The following is a 4,962-nucleotide window of genomic DNA, read 5'->3' as shown; positions in this document are numbered from 1 at the left end:
AGATCGTCAAAAACCTCCTCTGCTGTTCCATAAATTCGGCCTAGCGATCGCGAAGGAACAGTGAAATATTTTTTAATCGTATTATCCTCAAGACTGAGCATCGTTCTCGGTTTTGGGTCATCCTTCGGACAACGCCCCATAGTACGACGCGCTTTGTCTTTGAGATCGCTCCAATTGCGATCGCTTTGCAGCAAAATATCGCTACTTCCAGTTGTGACAATCCATGTATTTTTAGTCATTTTTTTGAGAGCGTCAAGAATTGTGTCTAGATTGGGAAATTTCGCGATTTCATTTTCCATTTAACAGAGATTAAAACGAAGAAAATCGCCAATAAGCAGAGAGTCCATCGATCTTACATTTTCACCCTGTCCCATAAAGCAAAGAGAATTGACTATCCTGCCGCAAAAAGTCAAGAAAATTATCAATTTTTTCCTGTTCTTTTCGGTTATCAACATGAGGAAATAGCGTCAATAATTCCACATATTCCCCCGTTGCCCGCATTTCCCCGTCCTTCTCCAGATAACGCGGATATAACCGATGCCATAAACGCCCAATTTGCCCTAACCAACCCGTTAGCAAACTCTTTTTAATCGAATTTTCCCCCTGATAATTACCATGCAGCCAGCGCACCGCTTGACTGTCCGACAGAGAAGGCACCAAACAACCCCAAACTTGAACGCGATCGCCATGCCAAGCCTCTCGCCAATTTGCAGGCTCTCCCTTGTCCTTCTCCTTGTATTTCAACCAGTTTTGTAACGTCCGGTGTAAACTCTCCAGAAACGCCGTCACATCCCCCAAATCGCGAACGGCGATCGCGTAATTTTGCCAATTCTTCACCTCTTGGGATAACTCCCAATGACAGCCGATCGCAGAATTGTAAACATCTTCGGTATAGGCTGGAAAAACCAAGCGATGATCCGCCCGCCGCCAGGACTTGCCAAACCCACCCAACAGCAAAGAAAACTTTAAGAGAGAACGAAGAAGGCGTTCCACATTTTTCCGTTGCTTCTGCTCGATATTCATCCCTAAAAGCCGCAAACTGCCCTCCTGAATGTCATACATGGGAATATCTCCCCGTCGGTAAGGATGGTGTAATATATCCCAATCCTGCGGCGACGCGCTAAAATTCACCCCCACTTGACCCACCACGGACTTTTTACCGCTAAACCCGCCCCATAACTCCCGCGTCAGTTCTTCTGCTGTCGCCGCATCCGTCAGTCCCCCAAACAGTCGCAGGGTATGACCGCGCAAAGTTGCCTTAAAGCCATTGGGACGAAATTCCCCGGTTTTGTCCAAACGACGAGAAGTCATGCCTTGGCCGCGCAAAGGAACCGATAATAAGCGAGATTTGCCGACGCGCTTAGTTTGCCCATATCCTGCACTCGTTCGCAAACCAATCCCTTGTTCCATTGCTTTCTGCCAAATATTCCAGATCGTCTCCCATTCCTCCACCTCCAATTCCTTGCAGCTAGAAATCCCGAAACGCAAACGCGGTTTGTAAAGAGAGATTTGCAAAAAAGCACTGTGCGCCTCTTGTCCTTGCATCTGCCATGCTTGCTGAGGATGCACCAGATCGACCAAAGCAGAGCGATCGCGCCAGTTTTTATTCACCGGATAAGCACCATGAAAGCGGAGGATTCCAGGATGAACTTCCCCGTCTTTTCCCTTACCCCCACAGTAACGTAAAGCATCTTCCCCCAACTGTCGGCACGCCCGCAAAAACGCCCCTTTCATGCTGCTACCGGGATAATAAGGAAACCCTCCTTTCGCCAACACGGGACGAATCACTGTTTCATCTTGTCCGCTATTGGACACCATACGCCAAGTAATTTGCTTTTCTTGGGTTTGCACGCTTTCAGAAAAAGTAGGGGGTTCTTCTTCCATTCCCTCTAACCATTCATCCACCCAATCATCGGCATCTTGGCGATCTGCCCCAGGTTCGAGGCGCTGTAACTGCGATCGCCCGTTAATTTGGGCGCGAAACATCATCGGAATTTGTTCAATTTCCATTGTTTTCATCTCCTTCTTTAGCAAATTTTTTGTAACGTTGCGTCCACCACACCATGCTGTCGCACAGTTGCGTCAAAATGGCTAAAGCAACTTTTCGTTGTTCTGGGGGAAAAGTTTCCCCATCCCAGAGTTTTTCTGCCATCGATCGCACTGAATCGGCATTCTCCGTATTCGTAGTATCATTGGGCAACGAGATTCCTGCCTTTTCGAGAATCTTGGCCAGTTCGTTCCAGGTTTGCCGCCAATATTCAGCCTTATCCGCTTCCTTGGCTTTAAAACGATGTTGTTCTCCCCAAAACCGTTCTAAGCCATAAGCGACGGTCATTCGCATTTTATAAACTTGGGGATGGGCTCCCGATGGGATACCGTGATTTAAAACCAGATCGTGAGCAATGCGATCGATGCTGTAGGACTCAAAGCTGGATTGGTTCGTTGCTTCTGTCATTGTTAAATTCCCTCCAAAAACACTTGACAATTACCAAAACCGATGGACTCCAAACCGCCGAGATAGATTTCCCCGTGAGATTCTTCCTCAAAGGGCTGCCATTTCTTACCGTCGGGATGGTTGCGAAGGGCAATGGGAAAGATTAGAAATGTATCTTCTGGTAGCGCTTCCGTGTTGAAAAACTGACCACCTTCGACTCGCTTTTCGTCGTCCTTGAGTTTGACCCGGCTTTGGCGATAGAGTGCCATATCGTGAATGATACCGATTTCATCATCGGCAACCACTACGGCGGGCAATTCTCCTCCAATGGGAAACCACGGAGAAAAATCTGCTAATGCTGCGATTTCGAGGAAACCATAGTTGAAAAAGAGTTTTTCCTTTTCATCAATTTTGAGGGGTTTGAGGGTGCGCGATCGCGTTCCTGGTTGGGGAATATCTATCTCTTTGAGCAGTTTTTCTTCCGTTTTGTCCTCTTGTTTTTGGGTAACAAGGCGATCGCCAGCAATGCGCTGATAGCGTTGCAGCAAGCGGGGACAACTTACCCAAACGATAGGCTGTCCTGGACAAAAGACGGGCAACCAAAGAATAGACGCATATTCAATTTTGACATAAGATTCACTGGTGCTATCAGCAATCCCTGTTTGTGCTTTTTTCCCATACCAAATATTCTCATCTTCCGGTGAAACACCTCGCATTTCACTCCGCAAGCGCCCGCGAATGGAACTACCGGGGATAATACCCGTTTGGGTAAACTGGTCGCGGAAAATGAGATTGAGATTGCCGCTTTCTTCTCCTGCCGAAGCGCCGACATGAAGCGGTGCAAAGGTTTGAATGATGCCGTGGGCTTTGTTATACATTTACAGAAACTCCTTCGATATTTAACGGTAATGCCAACCCGCAACCTAAATGATTGAGGGTAAATCCTTCCTTGGGAAACCACTCGTCTTTCCAGTCCCACCAAGTCTGATACTCTTTCTCCAGAGGGCGATCTAGGAGGTAAACGCTACCCGGTGGCACGGCATAGCGTCCTCGTCCCAATTGCCCTCCAAATTTATAAGTATTCCCTCCAGTACGATAGCGATAAGGGATAGGTTTATCGGTTAGTAAATGGGAGGGTTTGGGAAAGTCGGGGTGTTGGGAATAGCGATAAGATAAACGGTTCGATCCCCAAACACCAGGGGTAATTAAAGCAAAAGCGCGATCGATCTTTTGTTTAAGAAGATCGATAATGGGGTCATTTTCATAAAGCTCTTTACTTTCGATTTCAACCAGATGATTTTCTCCGCCAAAGCGATACCACCCCGTTTCTACAGCAACAGTAGACAGATAAACCAAGCAACAATCTTCGCGAAGTTGTACGGCGTATTCCAAGAATAAACCATCCTCTTTTTTCACATTGCGTTCCTTGTCTTTAAGGTGAGGATGAAGGAGAGGAACAAACTGCCAAGGTGCTTTTTCCGCGCTCTCCAAAATCTTAGCTGGATCGAGGTTCCATGTCGTCACGGGTTGCCAAGTATATTCGGGGCTAACTTCATCTTTTTCTTGATTGAGTTGCCATTCACCCTCACGGATTTTCCAATAATTACACTGTTTTGACTCCCTTCCTTGCTTATCAATGCGATCGCCAATTTGATAAAGCCAAGGGATCGGCACGTAGAAATCAAAAGGGTTCTCGCATTTTGCCCAAAATGGACCCCCTACGTGCAAATTATCTCGCAAATCTTCTTGAATGCGATCGCGAACTGTGGTTGGTTTTCCGTCAAAGACTGCCTCAACTTCTTCTGTTTTTCCTTCATTTTCAGCTTTACTCGCGCTGAAAATCAAACCGGATAAAGTGGCAGCTTCAGGAGGGAATTTAGAGCGCGATCGCCCCACCAAGTTTTCTGGAGATAAAAAGCCTCCAGCACTTCCATACATCAAGCCCAAAGGCTTAACAATAATCAAATAACGAAACATTTTTTTCCTTTACTCTCGTTGGTCAAGTGTGCGTTGTACTTTGCAAGGACACCCTACGGACTGCGAACGATTTTTTGTTCTCTCAATAATTGCCAACCAACGCAAATTAAGTCGTTAATCCACTGTATCAAGGCAGCATCTGAGAAACTTCCGACAAGGCGATCGCGATCTTTTTTGATCGCATTGGGAGTGCGACCAAAGTAAATTTCTAACAAACTTAAAGCAATGGTCAGATCGGAATAGGTTTGTTTTTTGACAAGACTTAAATCGATCGCGCGTCTTGCTTTCAATTGTGCTAAATCGTTGTAAATATGACCCCAATTGTTTCCCCGATCTCGGTCTTGATAATTCTCTAAAATCCCTAAATCTGACCAAGGGCAAGTCCACTGCACGTATTGACCGCTATTAAATAATACTCGAATGGTCAGGCGATCGCGTCCCTTAGATTTCGCCAATTTTTCGGCTTCCCGACAATGTTGCAAAACATCCCGTTGAGGAACTCCGGGGGCAGCCCAAACTAAACCAACACTAAGGGTAATTGGCTTTTCGTA

At 46.4% G+C, this 4,962-nt stretch carries 4 protein-coding genes and 2 pseudogenes; all 6 read right to left on the bottom strand.

Annotated features, from left to right (window positions below; translation table 11 throughout):
- Positions 1 to 239, bottom strand: a pseudogene (locus tag VB714_RS14435) (hypothetical protein); the annotation flags it as partial.
- 121 nt (positions 240 to 360) lie between these two features.
- Positions 361 to 2,010, bottom strand: coding sequence for a hypothetical protein (locus VB714_RS14430; protein ID WP_323225304.1), 1,650 nt, complete (start codon positions 2,008 to 2,010; stop codon positions 361 to 363).
- On the bottom strand, positions 2,000 to 2,455 hold the full coding sequence (locus tag VB714_RS14425; protein ID WP_323225302.1) for a hypothetical protein: 456 nt from the start codon (positions 2,453 to 2,455) through the stop codon (positions 2,000 to 2,002). Before VB714_RS14425 ends, VB714_RS14430 begins: the two co-directional genes overlap by 11 nt.
- A gap of 2 nt (positions 2,456 to 2,457) precedes the next feature.
- A complete protein-coding gene (locus VB714_RS14420) occupies positions 2,458 to 3,312 on the bottom strand; it encodes an RAMP superfamily CRISPR-associated protein (protein ID WP_323225301.1) in 855 nt (284 codons plus the stop codon).
- A complete protein-coding gene (locus tag VB714_RS14415; protein WP_323225300.1) occupies positions 3,305 to 4,411 on the bottom strand; it encodes a type III-B CRISPR module-associated Cmr3 family protein in 1,107 nt (368 codons plus the stop codon). The genes VB714_RS14420 and VB714_RS14415 overlap by 8 nt, the downstream gene beginning before the upstream one ends.
- 53 nt (positions 4,412 to 4,464) lie before the next feature.
- Positions 4,465 to 4,962 (bottom strand): annotated as a pseudogene (locus tag VB714_RS14410) (CRISPR-associated protein Cmr2); the annotation flags it as partial.

Source organism: Spirulina sp. 06S082, from assembly GCF_034932145.1.
GTDB lineage: Bacteria > Cyanobacteriota > Cyanobacteriia > Cyanobacteriales > Spirulinaceae > CCY15215.
The sequence above is the reverse complement of the archived record's forward strand: the minus strand, read 5'-3'. Positions and strand labels throughout refer to the sequence as shown.